Raw genomic sequence first — 14,589 nt, 5'->3', positions numbered from 1 at the left:
AAATCTCCTTGTCGACGTAAGGGGTGTCACGCGTTCCGACGCGCCCGATCGGCCTCGGCCCGCAGCGCGTCGGCGTCGGCGATGTCTTCGCTGTGCTCGCGCACGGCGTCGCTTTCTTCCTTGGTGGCCTCGGTCGCGTCGGACCGTCTTTCCGCAGCGGCCTCGATCTGCTCGGCCTGCGCGTCGATCTCGGCTTGCGTCGACGCGTCGGCGATGGCCTGGCTCTTGGCCTGTTCGGCGGCCAGGTGTTGCTCCTGTCGGACGCGTCGAGCGTTCGCCTCGACCTCGTCCGCGCTCTCGCTCGCGGCCTCGCGCTGTTCCTCCGCGATGTTCTTCGCCGACGCCAGCTCCTCGGCCGCGTCCTGTGCCTGCGCCTCGGCAGCGAGTTCGGCGGCCTTGGCTTCCTTGCGCTCGCGCGCCTGGGCGCTCTGCAGTTGGCCTTCGGTGGTCAGTTCGTCGTTACCGGTGACGGCACCCACGACCTCTTTGGCTTTTCCCTTGGCCGCGTCGAACAGGCTCTTTCGTGCCTGGTCGGATGCTCTGTCATCGCTCATCTGGGCTACTCCTCGCATGGTCGCGATCGGGTCGTGGCAGGACTACCCCGTGGTCGACGACAGAAACCAGCACTAAGCTCTTCGCGAGCACCAGGGACTTATCTGAAGGAGTTACATGCCGATTGCGACCGTGAACGGGATATCGCTGAACTACCAGGTCAAGGGGACAGGCGACCTGGTCGTGCTCATCATGGGCACCGGCAGCCCCGGCCGCGTATGGGAGCTTCACCAGGTTCCCGCCCTCGTCAAGGCCGGCTACCGCGTCTGCTATTTCGACAACCGGGGCATCGCGCCGTCGTACGAGAGCGCCCAGGGGATGACCATCGACGATCTCGTCGCCGATACCGCGGGGGTGATCGAGCTGGTCCGCGACGGTGACGAGAAGGCCCACGTCGTTGGAACATCGATGGGTGCGCGCGTCGCGCAGGAGCTGGCGCTGACGCGTCCGGACCTGGTCCGCAAGGCCGTTTTCCTAGCCGGTCATGCCCGTCTCGACGAGTTCCAGAAGACGCTGGGCGACGGTGAGCGCGCGCTCGCGGACTCGAAGACGGAATTGCCGCCCACGTATGCGGCCGCGGTCACCGCGGTGATGAATCTGTCGCCGACGACGCTGGCCGACCCGCGAAGCGCCCGCGATTGGCTCGACTTGTTCGAGTTCTCGACTGCGCCGACGTCGCCGGGCGTGCGAGCCCAGCTGGGCATGGACGACAGGTTCGATCGCAGCGCCGTCTACAGCCGGATCTCGGTGGCGTGCCTGTCGGTCGGGTTCGAACACGACCGCATGATCCCGGCGTACCTCAGCGCCGAGCTCGCGAAGTCGATTCCCGGCGCACAGTACGTCGAGATTCCCGACGTCGGCCACTACGGTTATCTCGAGCGGCCCGACGCGATCAACGACGCGATCCTGGACTTTCTGCGCAGCTGAGCTGAAGAAGCTGGCACCCCGGTGCGATACTGTGCGTTGCTAGGGTCGGGGGGCACTTCACAGTGAAGACTGCCGATAAACAACACGTTTGTGACGAGTGAGGCGAGATGAGCACCAATCCATTCGATGACGAAGACGGACGCTTCTTCGTACTGGTCAACGACGAAGATCAGCATTCGCTGTGGCCGACGTTCTCCGACGTCCCTCAGGGATGGCGAGTCGTCTTCGGTGAGGACAGCCGCGCAGCATGCCTGGAGTACGTCGAGAAGAACTGGACCGACATGCGTCCGCGTAGCCTCCGCGAGGCCATGGAGGCCGACGCAGCTGCACGTCAGTCCGCTGAAGGCAAGCCCGAGGCCTAGACCCGGCGCTCCTTCTGAGTGGTCTTTTCCGGAGAACCGCGTCGCCGACGAGTCGTCGGGCGGCGCGGTTCTTCTGTGCGTCGAAGAGTGGGACGCAGTAGCTCTTCCGTGCGCGCGAGAATGCGCGGACGCCGCAGCGTACGGGCTCCCCATTCACCGAGGGTCACCCCTGCGGCGAGTCCGCAGCCGATGCCGAAGGCGGCGAACAACGAGCTGATGCCGATGAGCAACTGCTCGTTCAGCATCGCGTACAGGCCGCGGTAGAGCGACAGACCGGGCAGCAACGGCGTGATGCCTGCGACCGCCACGATCAACGGTGGAATCAATGCCCGACGAGCCATCAGACCACCGGCGAAACCGACGACCGTCGCGGCGAATGCCGACGCGATGATCGGGCCCGTGTCGAGCTGCTGCACGATCAGGTAGCCGAGCGCGCCCGCGAAACCGCCGAAGAACGCAGCCGTCAGTGCGCGCCTCTCGGCGTAGCAGGCCAGCGCGTAGAACAGCGACGCCGCCGCACCTGCAAGCACTTTCGTCGGCACCTGCGTGATGTCCGGCAGTGGTGTGTTGCTGATCAGCGGCAGGTCCATACCGATGATGGCCGCCAATTTGAGCGACGTCGCCACGCCGGCGATGATGCCGCCCGTCATCATCAGAACTTCGAAAAATCTGGCCGACGCCGTGATCGGTGCCCCGGTGATCGCGTCCTGTACCGAGCCGACCAGCGACAATCCCGACAGCAGTACCGTCACACCGGCGGCGATGACCTGCGACGGAGAAATGGAGATCCCCAGCTGGTCCTGGAAGTTGTAGAGCGTGATGGCAGGCGTCGCCGCGACGAAGCCGCCGACGACCTGCTGGAAGAAGAACGGAAGGCCGGCGCGATTCAGGACGCGGCCGATGCGGTCGATCACCATCGTCGTCAGGAAACTCACGACCGCGACGAGGACGCCACCACCGAGCAGCACGCCGATCGACGCGGCCATTCCGGCCCACGCGAACGTCGCGATCCAGCGGTTGTACGGATGGGGAGCCGTCGTGATCCTGTCCAACGTCTCGCGCGCGATCGGCGGCGGAATCATCTTCATACGCACACCGCGAATCAACCGGTCGACAGCAGCCAGACGCGTGAAGTCCATCGAGCGGTAGTGGACGATGCGCATCGTCGTCGACGGCGGACGCGTCGGGCCGCGGTGGGCGCTGAGAGTGATCGAGTTGTACGTGACATCCACATCGGTGCGAGCCAGACCGTACGTGGCGGCGATGAACTGCACCTGCGTTGCAGTATCCGTCGCAGAGGTGCCCGAGGCGAGAAGAACCTCGCCGACACGCACCGCCAGGTCGAGCACCTCAGCGACGACCGCGTCGTCGGTGAGGTCGATCGGCTGCAGCGGCGACGGTGCTGCAGTGGGTGTATCGATGGTGGCGCGACGCTCACCCGTCAGACGGCTGAGCGTGGCCGTCAAGTCGTGCAGGAAGGTCATGTCCGTTTTCTGTCGCTGGGTTGATCCTCCGACAAGGTACCTGTTGGCACTGATAGTCACGTGGACGGCTATAGTGGCTGACGCACAACGCCTCCTTAGCTCAGCGGTAGAGCACTCGCCTTGTAAGCGAGCGGTCAACGGTTCAATCCCGTTAGGGGGCTCCACGAAAAGACCCCGACCAGGGAATCTGGTTGGGGTATTTTCTTTGGTCCGTTCCGAACAGCTGGTGCGGGTGTGCCCCGCGCCGGCGTCGGGTCACGGGGTGACGAGCACCTTGATCTCGTCGTTCCGTTCGAATGCGAGCCGGTCGAATCCTGCTGTCACCACGTCGCTCAACGGGATGGTCGATGTGATCAGGGATGACAGGTCCCCGACACGCTGGACGGCGTGTGCAATGGCGTCCTCGAAGTCGCCGCTGTCGTAGGCCAGGCTGCCTCGAATGCAGATTTCTCGGTACAGCAACATGGTCGGGTCGAACTCGATCGGCTTCTCCCAGGCGGCGATGTTGATCACGCATCCCCGTGTTCCCGTCACCGCGATCGCGGTGTGCAGGCTGTCGGGCGCTGCCGCCGCGTCGAAGCTGGCACCGACGCGACCGTCACCGACGGCCTCGGCGATGCGAGATACGACGTCTTCGGTGAGCGGATCGATGACGGTCGAGGCACCGAGTCGGCGGGCTGCGGCTGCTCGCTCCGGATGTGGTTCCACCGCAACGATTCCCGCCGAACCGGAGCCGGCCAGGTAGCTGATCACCATGAGCCCCAGAGGTCCGGCTCCGAACACGACGGCGTGGTCTCCTTCGGACACGTCTGCGAGCTTGACGGCGTGTACAGCGGTGGCCAACGGTTCGAGCAGCGCCCCTACCGAGCTGGGAACGGCGTCGGGAACGACGTGCGCGTTGCGTTCACCGATCACGTCGAAGGCCGCGAATGCGCCGCCGCCGCCGCTGACTCCGTGGAATCCGATGCTGTGACAGACGTTGGTGTGGCCGTCGACGCAGGCCGCGCATTGCCCACACCACAGCGCTGCGTTCGCAGCCACGCGCTGCCCCACGCGTATGCGGTTCACGCCGTCACCGACGGCGACGACGGTCCCGCAGAACTCGTGACCGAGGACGATGGGCGTACTCTCCCCGGTGAGCGGGTGAGGCGCATGCACCGGTGTCGAAATGGGTCCTCCGCGGTACTCGTGAATGTCCGATCCGCAGATGCCTGCGGCTTCCACGGCGACCTTCACCATGCCCGGCCCCGGTTCGGGCTCGTCGATGTCGTCCAACCGGATGTCGCGGGCACCGTAGTAGCGCAATGCTTTCATCGTCGTTCTCCTCGGATTGTGATGCAGTCAGCTGTCGTGGTGATCGATCGACGGGTCTCGTCGGATGAAGAAGCCGGTGATGCACGCCACGGCCATGCCGACTGCGTACAGCAAAAAGACTGTGGTGTAGCCGCTTTCGACGGAGTAGGACGTCCCCGGCACCACGTCGCGGGTGAGGAATACTGTTCCGATAGCCGCTGCGAAAGCTCCGTAGATCATCTGCATTATGAGCGCCATACCGGCGGTGATTCCGATGTCGTCGAACTTTGCCTGCAGGGCGAACACGGACCACCCCGCCGGGAGGAAGAGCGCGACGCCGACGCCGAACATCGCTGCATACGCGTACATGTGCCAGAGCTCGGACTTGACGACGGCCATCAGGATGAATTGAGCGGTGAGAATGCCGGCTCCGGCAATAAGTACCCATTTGGGCCCGACGGCGTGCAGGAGCCTGCCGACGAGCGGGCCGAGGACGGCAACGGTGATGCCGACCGGGACCAGAATCAATCCCGATTCGAACACGGACGCACCGAAGCCGTAGCCGGCCTCGGCAGGCGGGGTCTGCGCGAACGCCGAGGCGGTGAGGTAGTAACCGTAGGCGAGTAATCCGATGCATGCGGTGGCGTAGTACCCCACCAGCGCGTTGCCGCGCAGCATGCGTAGCGGAATCAGGGGATTGTCGGAGGACGACTCGTGACGGGCCCAGCCCGCGAAGCCGATGACGGCCACCACCAGAAGAACGAACGACGACGGTGAAGTCCATCCGTGTGAGTTGCCGAGGCTCAGGAAGAGGCAGATCGGCAGCACCCAACTACCGATGAGAACGGAGGACAGCAGCGGGATACGGACCGTGGCGAAACCGGCGGTGGTCGGGACGAGGAGAAGAAGCAGTACACATGCAGCGGCGAGCGTGGCAGTCACCCAGAAGACTGTGACCAGCTCGGCGCCGCGGTCGATCAAGATTCCTGCGAGCAGGAACGACGGCACGACGCCGACTCCGAGGCCGAGAGTGACGATGCCCATTCCCATCTGCATCTGCTTCGGACTGCACAGTGATTTGAGAATGGCGACGCCGAGCGCCGCCGAGATGTTGATGCCGACGAGGGCGCGACCGACCAGCATCAGCGCCGGCAGCTGCCACGCAATAGCCAATGCACACAACGCATTTCCTATGAACACTGCGCTCGCGGCCAGTAGGTATACCTTCTTCGGCCCAATTCTGTCGGCAAGCCTGCACAGCGGACCGGTCAGTATCGCGCCCGCGACCAAGCCGGACAGAACGATCCACGTCGTGGTCGCCGCCGACACGTCGAGTGACGTCGACAGCAAGCCGAGAAGCGGGATGACCATCAGCTGCTGGATCTCGAACGATGCCGCCACGACGGCAAGTACGACAGCCGTGAGACGGAAGCGTCTCGACGTCAAGGACGGTGGCTCGGCCGCGGCGGGCAACGGCCCTTCTGTGGTGAGTTTCGTGTCATTTTCGAGCATGGGGGTCTCCGAACCAAGTACTGAGCAACGAGGTGAGGGATCCAAGCGGCGCACGGACCCGGCAAAGCGGCGGCGCGACACTTTTGGTCGGCCAGTGTGAGGTAAGTAACAGATGGCAAACGCTAAAGCTCGACTCCGCGCCGAAACAGTCCTCTTTGGAGGTCAGTTGGCGCGGGTGTCCGGCGAGGCGGCAAGGTCGTCCTCCTTCGAGGACTGTGACGCAGACGACATCGTTGTTACGTTTCCGAAAGATCACATTGCCGACCTAGTGGAGCGTGTCCTATGGCCGAGTTGCTCGTCGACAGAAACGATGGAACGGAGACGCTGGGGACGTTCGCCAGCGACGTCGTCGATGCCGCCGGGCAGTTCACCGGGGCCCGGCGATGAGCGTTCCCGATGTGATGCCCGACAATCGCCTCGTCCACCTGACGGGGCCGGTACCGCGTGCAGTCATTCGCCTACGCGCCCGCGATCTCGGCGACGCGCAACGGCAATACGCCCGCGTGCGACGGGAACGCGAGGATTCGGGTGCGGGCCCGTCCGAGGTCGCAATCATTCTGGAGATCGACATCCATATCGCCGACGACGCACGCACCGCTCGCCGCGAACTGGCCGCGGCGGTCGCGTGCGACTCCACCACCGTGACGTACGTCGGAACGGGGCCAGGCCTGGCCGGACTCATCACCGACATCGCCTCGGCGTCGGTGGCCGATGGGGTACTGCTGCGACCGGTGGTGGAGTCCGCAAGTGACGACGGCGGACGACGAGTCGTCCGTGATGTCCTTCCATTGCTGTGCGCGGTACCCGTCTTCGGCAGCAGAGACCTCGCGCAAGGCGCGGCCACAGGAGTGTGACCGCACGGTCATGCAGACCGGTGGTCGTCGGGCGAACTGCCGTCTCTGCAATCGACGAGGCCACCCGACCTTCGTTGCCACCCGCCGACGACCTGTCGCGCAGCCCTACGTGCCCGCCGACATCCCCGTCACCGACTGGCCGCCGCAGCTTCCAGCCGCGCCCGGCGGTCCTCTCGTGTACGTCGTGGGCAGCTGCTGCATTTGTCGGCGTCGGAGGTTTCGTAGAGGAGACAGCAGGAGCAGCGACGGGTGAATCGGCGACCACCTACGTCGACGAATCCGGGTGCAGGCGGAGACGAGGGCATGCTGTCGATCACGGTCGCGGCGAATGTGCTGCCACGTGTCCGATCACCCAGGGCGGCACCGACATCGAGTGCTCGGTTGGCGATGGAGTCGGTGGTGATCGCCCACAACGCACGCCTGCGCGCTCCCGACACGGTCGCGAGGACATCGATCACGGCGCCCATGGTCTTGTCGAGTGCCGCGGGCAGTTCCGGAAGGCCCACGACATCGTCGGTGTGCACCCCGCCGAGGTAGCCGTTCGGTCTCAGGAACGTTCGAGACGTGTGCAGGTCGGGGTTGGCTGCGCGGCCGGTCACCATCGCGGTGGCGATGGCGACGAACGCCAGCGTGGAGCTGGCCGAGTACCACCACAACGTTCCGTTCACACGGTCGTCGACACAGTTCCACCGCCGCCCGGTGTCGTCGACACGTGCGCGGATCCATGTCGGGTCGAGCATGACCGTGGCGGGGAGGTCGAACGGACCGTCGAGGTAGTCGGCGAGCGCCGGTACCGCCGCGGCAGTCGTTTCATACGCGGTCATGCCAGGCCCTCGATATCGATCCGGGGGCGAGGGTCCGAACACACGGTGGCCCGGATCCCGAACACCTCCGCCAACAATCGTTCACCGAGCACGTCGGCCGTCGGACCTGCAGCCACGACCGAGCCGCCGTCGAGAACGGCCAAGGACGTGCAGTATTCGACCGCAAGCCGAAGGTCGTGCACGGTGACCACGACCGCAAGACCTTCTGCTGCGAGCTCTCGAACCGCGTTCATGACGATGAGCTGATGACGGAGATCGAGATGGTTCGTCGGCTCGTCCAACAACAGGATTCGTGGTTGTTGCGCAAGCGCACGAGCGATGGCGACGCGTTGACGTTCACCACCGGACAAGGCCGCGACGTCCCGGTCGGCCAGGTCCGTCAGATCCACACGCGACAGGCATGTCGAGACGATGGCGTCGTCCGACGTGGTCGGGCGGTCGAACCATCCGCGGTGCGGTACCCGACCCAGCGCAACCGACTCTCGAACAGTAAGGCCCGCAGAAGCTTCCGGCTCCTGAGTCCCGACGCCGACTGCTCGGGCGAGTTCGGATCGTTTCATCGTGTGGGCGTCGACGGCGTCGACCAGCACGGTCCCGGCCGTCGGGGTCAGCGCGCGGTAACAGCATCGGAGGGCCGTCGTCTTGCCGGACCCGTTGGGTCCGACGAGACCGAGTATCTGGCCGGGTTGCACCTCGAAGCCTATGCCGTGCAGCACTTCTCGATTGCCTAGGCTGACGGAGACGTTGTGGACGGACAGAGTCACCGGACTGCCTTTCCGTATTGGCGGTAGAGCATGAACACGAAGATCGGTGCTCCGACCAGTGCCGTGACGACACCGACCGGCACTTCGGTACTGCGTGCGATCGAGCGGGCAAGGGTGTCGGCGCCGACCAGTGCGATCGCCCCGAGCAAGGCTGCGACCGGTAGCAGTCTGATAGCGCGGGTGCCGACGATGTAGCCGGCCAGATGCGGGACCAGCAACCCGACGAATCCGATTCCGCCACCGACCGATACGGCTGCGCCGGCCAGCATCGACACGGCGAGAAGCTGGATCACGCGGAAGCGTCGAACATTCAGACCGAGGGCGACGGCACCGTCGTCACCGGTCTTCAGAAGATCCATGCGTGGCGCGCTGAGCAACAACACGACGCCGATGACAAGAAGCGCGATGGCAGGGAAGGTGAGTGTCGCCCACCGCGCGTCACCGAATCCTCCCGCAAGCCAATGCAACACACCGCCCAGGGTGTGCTCGTCGGCGAAGACCAGCAGTGTGAACGTGATCAACGCCGAGAACACACTTCCCAGTGCGACGCCGACAAGAACGATGGCCGTCGACTGCGGGTACCGACCGCCGATCAGCAAGGCCAGGAAAAGCGGAATCATCGCCCCGATGAATCCGGCAGCAGGAATGGTGAACACGCCGAGCACGCCTGCTCCGACGCCCATCGTCATCACCAGCACCACACCGAAACCCGCGCCCGAAGACACCCCGAGAAGATAGGGATCGGCCAGCGGATTGCGCGTGACAGCCTGTGCGACACCGCCCGCCATCGCGAGCGCGGCTCCGACGACTGCGGCCGTCAACGATCGCGGCAGGCGGGACTCGACGACGATGACTTCCCGTGTCTCACTCCACCAGGACTCGAGCGCGCCGGGCATCGCACGATGCGCGACGATCGCCCAGACGTCGCCGATCGGAATTCGAACCGACCCGAACGACACTGCTGCCGCGATCGCCAGCAACAGCGCCGCGATCAGGCCGAAGATCAAAGCTCCGAAGCCGAGCGTGGACCGCCGTGGTGACGCGGTTGTCTGTGCAGCAGTCGGCTTTTCGACAACGGCGGTCATCAGGAGGTGAACCTGTCCGGGTGCAGCGCTCGCGCGATGGTGTCGACGCTGGTGACGAGGCGAGGACTTTCGAAGAAATCGTCGAGTGGCACCACGATGAAGGTGTTCGACTGCACGGCAGGGGTGGTTGCCATGATCGGCTGGTTCTTCAAGTAATCGATCTTGTCCTGTGCCGTGGTGTCGCCGTAGTCGAGAACGATGATTGCCTGCGGAGCGCGTTCGCCGATGAGCTCCCACGTGGTGTCCAGGTAGGGGCGCTCGCCCTCGGGAAAGATGTTGGCCGCGCCTGCATAGTCACCGATGAGTTGCCCGACGCCGACTCCACCGATAGTGGTGGGTGCGTCTTCGCCGGAGTCGTAGAAGAACGTCGGCGTCGGCGCCGCGCCTGCGAGCGTGTCGCTGATCTCGGTCAGCTGCGCGACGACACCGTCGGTGACCGTCCGAGCTGCGTCCTCGGCGTCGAGCACTTGTCCGAGTTGCGTGTAGTCCTGTTCGAGCATGCCGATGTCGGGAAAGCCGGATCCGCAGTACTCGGAGAACAGGAACGTAGGTATCCCGACGTCGGCGAACGACTCCCGGGATCGACCTTCCTTGTCGTTGAAGGCGCTGCGCATGCCGCCGACGACCAAGTCAGGGTCGAGATCGAGAATCTGCTCCTTGGTCGGGTATTCGTCGGCCAGTCCCGGAATTCGGGAGAAGGCCTCGGCAGTATCGGGGGTGGGTGTCGCGTTGCGGTAGCCCATGCCGACGATGCGGTCTGCGACGCCCATCTCGATGAGGACTTCGGTGACGTGGTCGTTCATGGAGACGATGCGCTGCGGCGGCGCGTCGAACTGCTGCGTGAGATCGCAGTTGGTGATCGAGACGGGCTCGTCGAACGCCGGGGGTTCGGACGCGGTGTCGACGGTGTCGCCGCGCGAACAACCGGCCAGAACGAGCGCAAACGATGCACATAGGGCGGCCGTGCAAACACTAGTGAGGGTGGAACGTGACATGAGAACCTCGCTTGGAGCTCAGAGCCACGAAGTGAGAGTCAGCGCGCAGCACGAATCGCCACGAGCTGGACTGCCGATTCGTAGACCACGACGAATAGGTTGTCGCACACCACTCATCGGGTAATCGGACTCGCCACCCCTGAAAGCTGGGCGGCCCACCGTTGCGGGTCAGTGCCGGATTTCGACCGGCTTCCCCCGATGACTGGCTTGCTTGTGCAGACCTGCAGTATGCATGAGGTACCCCAGCCCGAACACCCGGGGCTGCACAGTCCACCGTCCGAGGCCGATCCTTCCGATGGTCGGCGAGAGCAGCGACACCAGACACGGCAGACCTGGTCGGCAGAGGAAGACGTTTCGTCGCTGCTTAGTATGAGTCCTGATGCCGTCGGCAGCGTGCGGCCGGAACGGAGTGCGACATGGACGACGACTTCGTGCCAACACTGGCCCGTTGGGTCGACAGCGGCGGCACGTGGCGGTTCCTGTCGAACACCGGTGGTTCGGTGTCGATCGCGTTGTGCACATGCGACGGTGGCGAGGACATGCAGGTTCTGAGCAGTGACGACCCCGTGGACATTGCGTGGGTCACGGCCCACGGCGACGACAACCACGAGTGATGTGTCAGTTCGGGCCTGCCGACCTTGCACATCTCGCGGGAACATCGTTCCGGTCGGATGAGTGCCGTCGAGAATGTGATCGCAAGTCACTCGATACGCGTGGTCGAACGCGCTGTCGGCTTCCTGGGGATTGACCGTCGTCGAATTCCCTGAACTCCTGTCATGCACCGATCGTCGTGACCGACGCGGTCAGTCCAGAGGGTAGTGAACCCGGCAGCGCGCATCGAGCGCACGCCGCTGGTGCACGGCGTGCTGCGCGATCGGTGCTGCCGGCTGCTGGTTGAACCGGCAGCACCTGGCCGTCGAGCCGTTCCCGGGAACGGTCCGAGGTTGTACAAGCTGTGCCCGTGAACGGTCGATTCGAATCCTGGTCGTTCCGAGCACCCGCGAGGGTCGTTATCTGGTCGTGATATTTCGTGATGCATCCGTGATGTTCGCAGGCGTGTGGCCGACACTCGCCGTCGACAGAGTGGGCTTGAAGCAGTTGGTCGGTGATCGACGAAAACGCATTGCCGGCGCTATCCGAACACGCCGTGTCACGACGGTGACCAGAACGACCCGGTTCACAACTTCCTCGAGGACCCACACATGACTGCACTACTTTTCGGATCCATCAGTACGCTGGCCGACACGTCCGAGCTCCAGCGGCGCGCGTTCAACGACGCGTTCGCCGAACACGGTCTGGACTGGAATTGGTCACGCGAGGAATACTCCGAGATGCTCACCAGTAACGGTGGCGCCGCACGTATCGCCGACTATGCGTCGTCTCGTGGCCAGGAAGTCGATTCTGCCGCAGTGCATTCGACCAAGTCCGAGCTCTTCCGCAAGCTGCTTGCCACGGAGGGTATCGAGCCGCGTCCGGGCGTGCTGGACACCGTCGCCGCTGCACGTGACCACGGTTTCAAGCTGGGACTGGTGACGACCACGTCGCCGGACAACGTGTCCGCGTTGCTCGATTCGTTCGAAGAGCTCAGCGCGGCGTCGTTCGACATCGTCGTCGACAAGACCACGGTGGCCGAGGTCAAGCCCGATCCGGATGCGTACCGGGTCGCCGTCGACGGGCTCGGCGAGAACGCAGCCGACTGCATCGCTATCGAGGACAACGTCGGCGGTGTCGAGTCGGCGTCGGCCGCGTCGATCCGATGCGTTGCATTCCCGAACTCGAACACGGTCGGAGGGGACTTCTCGGCCGCGGTGGCCACCGTCGACCGCCTTGATCCGGACCAGCTCGTTCGGTGGGCAGAAGGACGCGAGTGAGATCCGGTCGCGGACAAGAGAGGACTGTTTCATGAGCAACATGCAAGCCCAGGTCACGGCAACCGACCGCGCCTTTCACGTCGAGGGCTACGAGCGGATCGAATACGACCTGCTCTACGTCGACGGTGTCTTCGACGTCGCGAATCCCGAACTGGCAGAGAGCTATCGACAGTACGGACGATGCCTGATGGTCGTCGACGAGACCGTGCACGCGCTGTACGGCGATCGTGCGCGCGCCTACTTCGACCACTACGAGATCGCACTGACCGTCGTACCGGTCACGATCGCCGAAACCGCGAAGTCTCTGGAGACGTTCGAGCGGATCGTCGGTGAATTCGACGCATTCGGACTGGTCCGGACCGAGCCGGTGCTGGTGGTCGGCGGTGGACTGACCACCGACGTGGCGGGCTTCGCGTGTGCCAGCTACCGTCGAAACACGCCCTACATCCGTATCCCCACCACGTTGATCGGTCTGATCGACGCCAGCGTGTCCATCAAGGTCGCGGTCAACTACGGCAAGCACAAGAACCGACTCGGTGCATATCACGCGTCGCAGAAGGTTCTGTTGGACTTCTCGTTTCTCGCCACGTTGCCCGAGGATCAGATTCGGAACGGCATGGCCGAGCTGATCAAGATCTCCGTCGTCGGCAACAGCGCGATCTTCGACATGCTGGATCAGCATGGCGCAGAACTGCTTTCCACGAAGTTCGGCCACTCGGGCGGCACCCCCGAGCTGCGTGCCGTGGCTGATCGCCTGACGTACCAGGCAATCGAGACGATGCTCGAGCTCGAAGCGCCCAACCTTCACGAGATCGAGCTCGACCGTGTCATCGCCTTCGGACACACGTGGAGTCCCACCTTGGAGCTCACGCCTCCTGCGCCGTTCTTCCACGGTCACGCGATCAACATCGACATGGCGTTGTCGACGACGGTCGCCGAGCAACGCGGTTTGATCTCGACGTCGGAGCGCGACCGCATTCTCGGTGTCATGAGCCGACTCGGCCTTGCTCTCGACAGCGATCACCTGACCCCCGAGCTTCTCGCCGACGCCACCGCATCGATCCTGAGGACTCGCGACGGCATCCTGCGCGCCGCGGTTCCCGATCCCATCGGATCGTGCCGGTTCCTCAACGACCTGACGACGGAAGAGCTGTCCGACGCGCTCGCCCTCCACAAGAAGATCTGTCTCGAATTCGACCGTGGTGGAGCGGGAATCGACATGTTCACCGGTGCCCACACATGACCGACGGTGCCGTCCGCACCTCCCGCCCGGTGACGCCGACGACCATTCTCGGGAAAGAACTTCGCGAGCTCGTGGAGGCGTTGGACGCCGGTGATGTCGGGGAGGAGTTCGCCCGCCGGCTGCGGCGGGCGCGCGACCTCGCCGACGGACTCGACCCGTATCTCGACCGGCACACGACGCGCGAATCGTCGGCGTTGGCCGAGTTGTCCCGTCGCACACTCGGATTGGACTGGGACTCACGGACCGTCGTGTCCGGTTCCGGCCCGCTCGAACAGGAGATGTTGTCCGGCCATGTGGAAGGCCAGGCGCTGAAATTCCTGGTGCACATGACCAGAGCTCGGCGGGTGCTCGAGATCGGGATGTTCACCGGCTATTCGGCTCTGGCGATGGCCGATGCTCTTCCCGACGGCGGCGAAGTGGTGGCGTGCGAAGTCGACCGATTCGTCGCGGACTTCGCCCGGGAGTGCTTCGCCCAATCACCGGCCGGTAGCCGAATTTCGGTCGAAGTCGGCCCGGCCCTCGAGACGCTGCACCGGCTTTCCGGTCGGTTCGATCTCGTGTTCATCGACGCGGACAAGACGGGCTACCTCGACTACTACCGGCACCTGATGGACAGTGATCTGCTGGCCCCGGGAGCCATCGTTGCGGTCGACAACACCCTGCTCCAGGGCACTCCGTACGCCGATCCGGCGTACCGAACCGCCAACGGTGATGCGGTCGAGGCGTTCAACACGTTCGTCACCGAGGACCCGCGCGTCGAGCAGGTTCTGCTTCCGTTACGAGACGGCGTGACCTTGATTCGGCGAGTGGAGGCGTAGCCGAC

15 protein-coding genes and 1 tRNA gene are annotated in these 14,589 nt (G+C 64.5%); 8 read left to right on the top strand and 8 right to left on the bottom strand.

Annotated features, from left to right (window positions below):
• Nucleotides 1–26: 26 nt before the first annotated feature.
• Nucleotides 27–554 carry a general stress protein CsbD gene (locus A3K89_RS11395; RefSeq protein ID WP_068425320.1) on the bottom strand — a complete coding sequence of 176 codons (528 nt, stop codon included), beginning with the start codon at nt 552–554 and terminating at the stop codon, nt 27–29.
• 115 nt (nt 555–669) lie between these two features.
• Between A3K89_RS11395 and A3K89_RS11390 the strand changes: the two genes are divergently transcribed.
• Nucleotides 670–1,479: an alpha/beta fold hydrolase gene (locus A3K89_RS11390; protein ID WP_068425315.1), complete on the top strand. Its 810-nt coding sequence runs from the start codon at nt 670–672 to the stop codon at nt 1,477–1,479.
• 107 nt (nt 1,480–1,586) lie between these two features.
• Nucleotides 1,587–1,841 (top strand): MbtH family protein, encoded by a 255-nt coding sequence (locus A3K89_RS11385; protein ID WP_068425313.1) that lies wholly within the window; start codon nt 1,587–1,589, stop codon nt 1,839–1,841.
• Here the strand turns inward: A3K89_RS11385 and A3K89_RS11380 are convergent.
• The gene (locus tag A3K89_RS11380) at nt 1,838–3,325 is read right to left on the bottom strand and encodes a threonine/serine ThrE exporter family protein (RefSeq protein ID WP_068425309.1); all 1,488 of its coding nucleotides are present in this window, start codon (nt 3,323–3,325) and stop codon (nt 1,838–1,840) included. The genes A3K89_RS11385 and A3K89_RS11380 overlap by 4 nt on opposite strands.
• Nucleotides 3,326–3,414: 89 nt before the next feature.
• On the opposite strand from A3K89_RS11380, the gene A3K89_RS11375 reads away from it, so the two are divergent.
• Nucleotides 3,415–3,489, top strand: a tRNA-Thr gene (locus tag A3K89_RS11375).
• Nucleotides 3,490–3,580: 91 nt separating this feature from the next.
• On the opposite strand, the gene A3K89_RS11370 is transcribed toward A3K89_RS11375, so the two are convergent.
• Complete coding sequence (locus A3K89_RS11370; RefSeq protein ID WP_068425308.1) at nt 3,581–4,639, bottom strand: 2,3-butanediol dehydrogenase; 1,059 nt, start codon at nt 4,637–4,639, stop codon at nt 3,581–3,583.
• Between the two features lie 27 nt (nt 4,640–4,666).
• Nucleotides 4,667–6,130: an MFS transporter gene (locus tag A3K89_RS11365; RefSeq protein WP_068425305.1), complete on the bottom strand. Its 1,464-nt coding sequence runs from the start codon at nt 6,128–6,130 to the stop codon at nt 4,667–4,669.
• A 383-nt stretch (nt 6,131–6,513) separates the two neighbouring features.
• Between A3K89_RS11365 and A3K89_RS11360 the strand changes: the two genes are divergently transcribed.
• Nucleotides 6,514–6,984, top strand: a complete 471-nt coding sequence (locus tag A3K89_RS11360) for a hypothetical protein (RefSeq protein WP_157105286.1) — start codon at nt 6,514–6,516, stop codon at nt 6,982–6,984.
• Between the two features lie 128 nt (nt 6,985–7,112).
• On the opposite strand, the gene A3K89_RS11355 is transcribed toward A3K89_RS11360, so the two are convergent.
• From A3K89_RS11355 to A3K89_RS11340, 4 genes are read right to left on the bottom strand one after another with little or no spacing between them, the layout of a single operon-like run.
• On the bottom strand, nt 7,113–7,808 hold the full coding sequence (locus A3K89_RS11355; RefSeq protein ID WP_068425302.1) for a (2Fe-2S)-binding protein: 696 nt from the start codon (nt 7,806–7,808) through the stop codon (nt 7,113–7,115).
• Nucleotides 7,805–8,572 (bottom strand): ABC transporter ATP-binding protein, encoded by a 768-nt coding sequence (locus A3K89_RS11350; protein WP_068425300.1) that lies wholly within the window; start codon nt 8,570–8,572, stop codon nt 7,805–7,807. The genes A3K89_RS11355 and A3K89_RS11350 overlap by 4 nt, the downstream gene beginning before the upstream one ends.
• Complete coding sequence (locus tag A3K89_RS11345) at nt 8,569–9,657, bottom strand: FecCD family ABC transporter permease (RefSeq protein WP_068425298.1); 1,089 nt, start codon at nt 9,655–9,657, stop codon at nt 8,569–8,571. The genes A3K89_RS11350 and A3K89_RS11345 overlap by 4 nt, the downstream gene beginning before the upstream one ends.
• Complete coding sequence (locus A3K89_RS11340) at nt 9,657–10,652, bottom strand: ABC transporter substrate-binding protein (RefSeq protein ID WP_068425296.1); 996 nt, start codon at nt 10,650–10,652, stop codon at nt 9,657–9,659. The genes A3K89_RS11345 and A3K89_RS11340 overlap by 1 nt, the downstream gene beginning before the upstream one ends.
• A 416-nt stretch (nt 10,653–11,068) precedes the next feature.
• On the opposite strand from A3K89_RS11340, the gene A3K89_RS11335 reads away from it, so the two are divergent.
• The 4 genes from A3K89_RS11335 (at nt 11,069) to A3K89_RS11315 (ending at nt 14,584) form a co-directional block, all read left to right on the top strand.
• Entirely contained in the window at nt 11,069–11,266 is a 198-nt protein-coding gene (locus A3K89_RS11335; protein WP_068425295.1) for a hypothetical protein, read from the top strand.
• A gap of 588 nt (nt 11,267–11,854) precedes the next feature.
• Nucleotides 11,855–12,523, top strand: coding sequence for an HAD family hydrolase (locus A3K89_RS11325; RefSeq protein WP_068425286.1), 669 nt, complete (start codon nt 11,855–11,857; stop codon nt 12,521–12,523).
• Between the two features lie 31 nt (nt 12,524–12,554).
• Nucleotides 12,555–13,766 carry a sedoheptulose 7-phosphate cyclase gene (locus A3K89_RS11320; protein ID WP_068425280.1) on the top strand — a complete coding sequence of 404 codons (1,212 nt, stop codon included), beginning with the start codon at nt 12,555–12,557 and terminating at the stop codon, nt 13,764–13,766.
• Nucleotides 13,763–14,584, top strand: a complete 822-nt coding sequence (locus A3K89_RS11315) for an O-methyltransferase (RefSeq protein ID WP_068425278.1) — start codon at nt 13,763–13,765, stop codon at nt 14,582–14,584. Before A3K89_RS11320 ends, A3K89_RS11315 begins: the two co-directional genes overlap by 4 nt.
• The last annotated feature ends 5 nt before the right edge of the window (nt 14,585–14,589 follow it).

The organism is Rhodococcoides kyotonense (assembly GCF_001645385.1).
Classification (GTDB): domain Bacteria; phylum Actinomycetota; class Actinomycetes; order Mycobacteriales; family Mycobacteriaceae; genus Rhodococcoides; species Rhodococcoides kyotonensis_B.
Note: the sequence above shows the minus strand (reverse complement) of the source record. Positions and strands in the feature narration are given on the sequence as shown.

Excerpts from the sequence above, each read along its gene's own strand:
- A3K89_RS11395 (WP_068425320.1), bottom strand. The coding sequence starts at position 554 with ATGAGCGATGACAGAGCATCCGACCAGGCACGAAAGAGCCTGTTCGAC.
- A3K89_RS11390 (WP_068425315.1), top strand. The coding sequence starts at position 670 with ATGCCGATTGCGACCGTGAACGGGATATCGCTGAACTACCAGGTCAAG.
- A3K89_RS11385 (WP_068425313.1), top strand. The coding sequence starts at position 1,587 with ATGAGCACCAATCCATTCGATGACGAAGACGGACGCTTCTTCGTACTG.
- A3K89_RS11380 (WP_068425309.1), bottom strand. The coding sequence starts at position 3,325 with ATGACCTTCCTGCACGACTTGACGGCCACGCTCAGCCGTCTGACGGGT.
- A3K89_RS11370 (WP_068425308.1), bottom strand. The coding sequence starts at position 4,639 with ATGAAAGCATTGCGCTACTACGGTGCCCGCGACATCCGGTTGGACGAC.
- A3K89_RS11365 (WP_068425305.1), bottom strand. The coding sequence starts at position 6,130 with ATGCTCGAAAATGACACGAAACTCACCACAGAAGGGCCGTTGCCCGCC.
- A3K89_RS11360 (WP_157105286.1), top strand. The coding sequence starts at position 6,514 with ATGAGCGTTCCCGATGTGATGCCCGACAATCGCCTCGTCCACCTGACG.
- A3K89_RS11355 (WP_068425302.1), bottom strand. The coding sequence starts at position 7,808 with ATGACCGCGTATGAAACGACTGCCGCGGCGGTACCGGCGCTCGCCGAC.
- A3K89_RS11345 (WP_068425298.1), bottom strand. The coding sequence starts at position 9,657 with ATGACCGCCGTTGTCGAAAAGCCGACTGCTGCACAGACAACCGCGTCA.
- A3K89_RS11340 (WP_068425296.1), bottom strand. The coding sequence starts at position 10,652 with ATGTCACGTTCCACCCTCACTAGTGTTTGCACGGCCGCCCTATGTGCA.
- A3K89_RS11335 (WP_068425295.1), top strand. The coding sequence starts at position 11,069 with ATGGACGACGACTTCGTGCCAACACTGGCCCGTTGGGTCGACAGCGGC.
- A3K89_RS11325 (WP_068425286.1), top strand. The coding sequence starts at position 11,855 with ATGACTGCACTACTTTTCGGATCCATCAGTACGCTGGCCGACACGTCC.
- A3K89_RS11320 (WP_068425280.1), top strand. The coding sequence starts at position 12,555 with ATGAGCAACATGCAAGCCCAGGTCACGGCAACCGACCGCGCCTTTCAC.
- A3K89_RS11315 (WP_068425278.1), top strand. The coding sequence starts at position 13,763 with ATGACCGACGGTGCCGTCCGCACCTCCCGCCCGGTGACGCCGACGACC.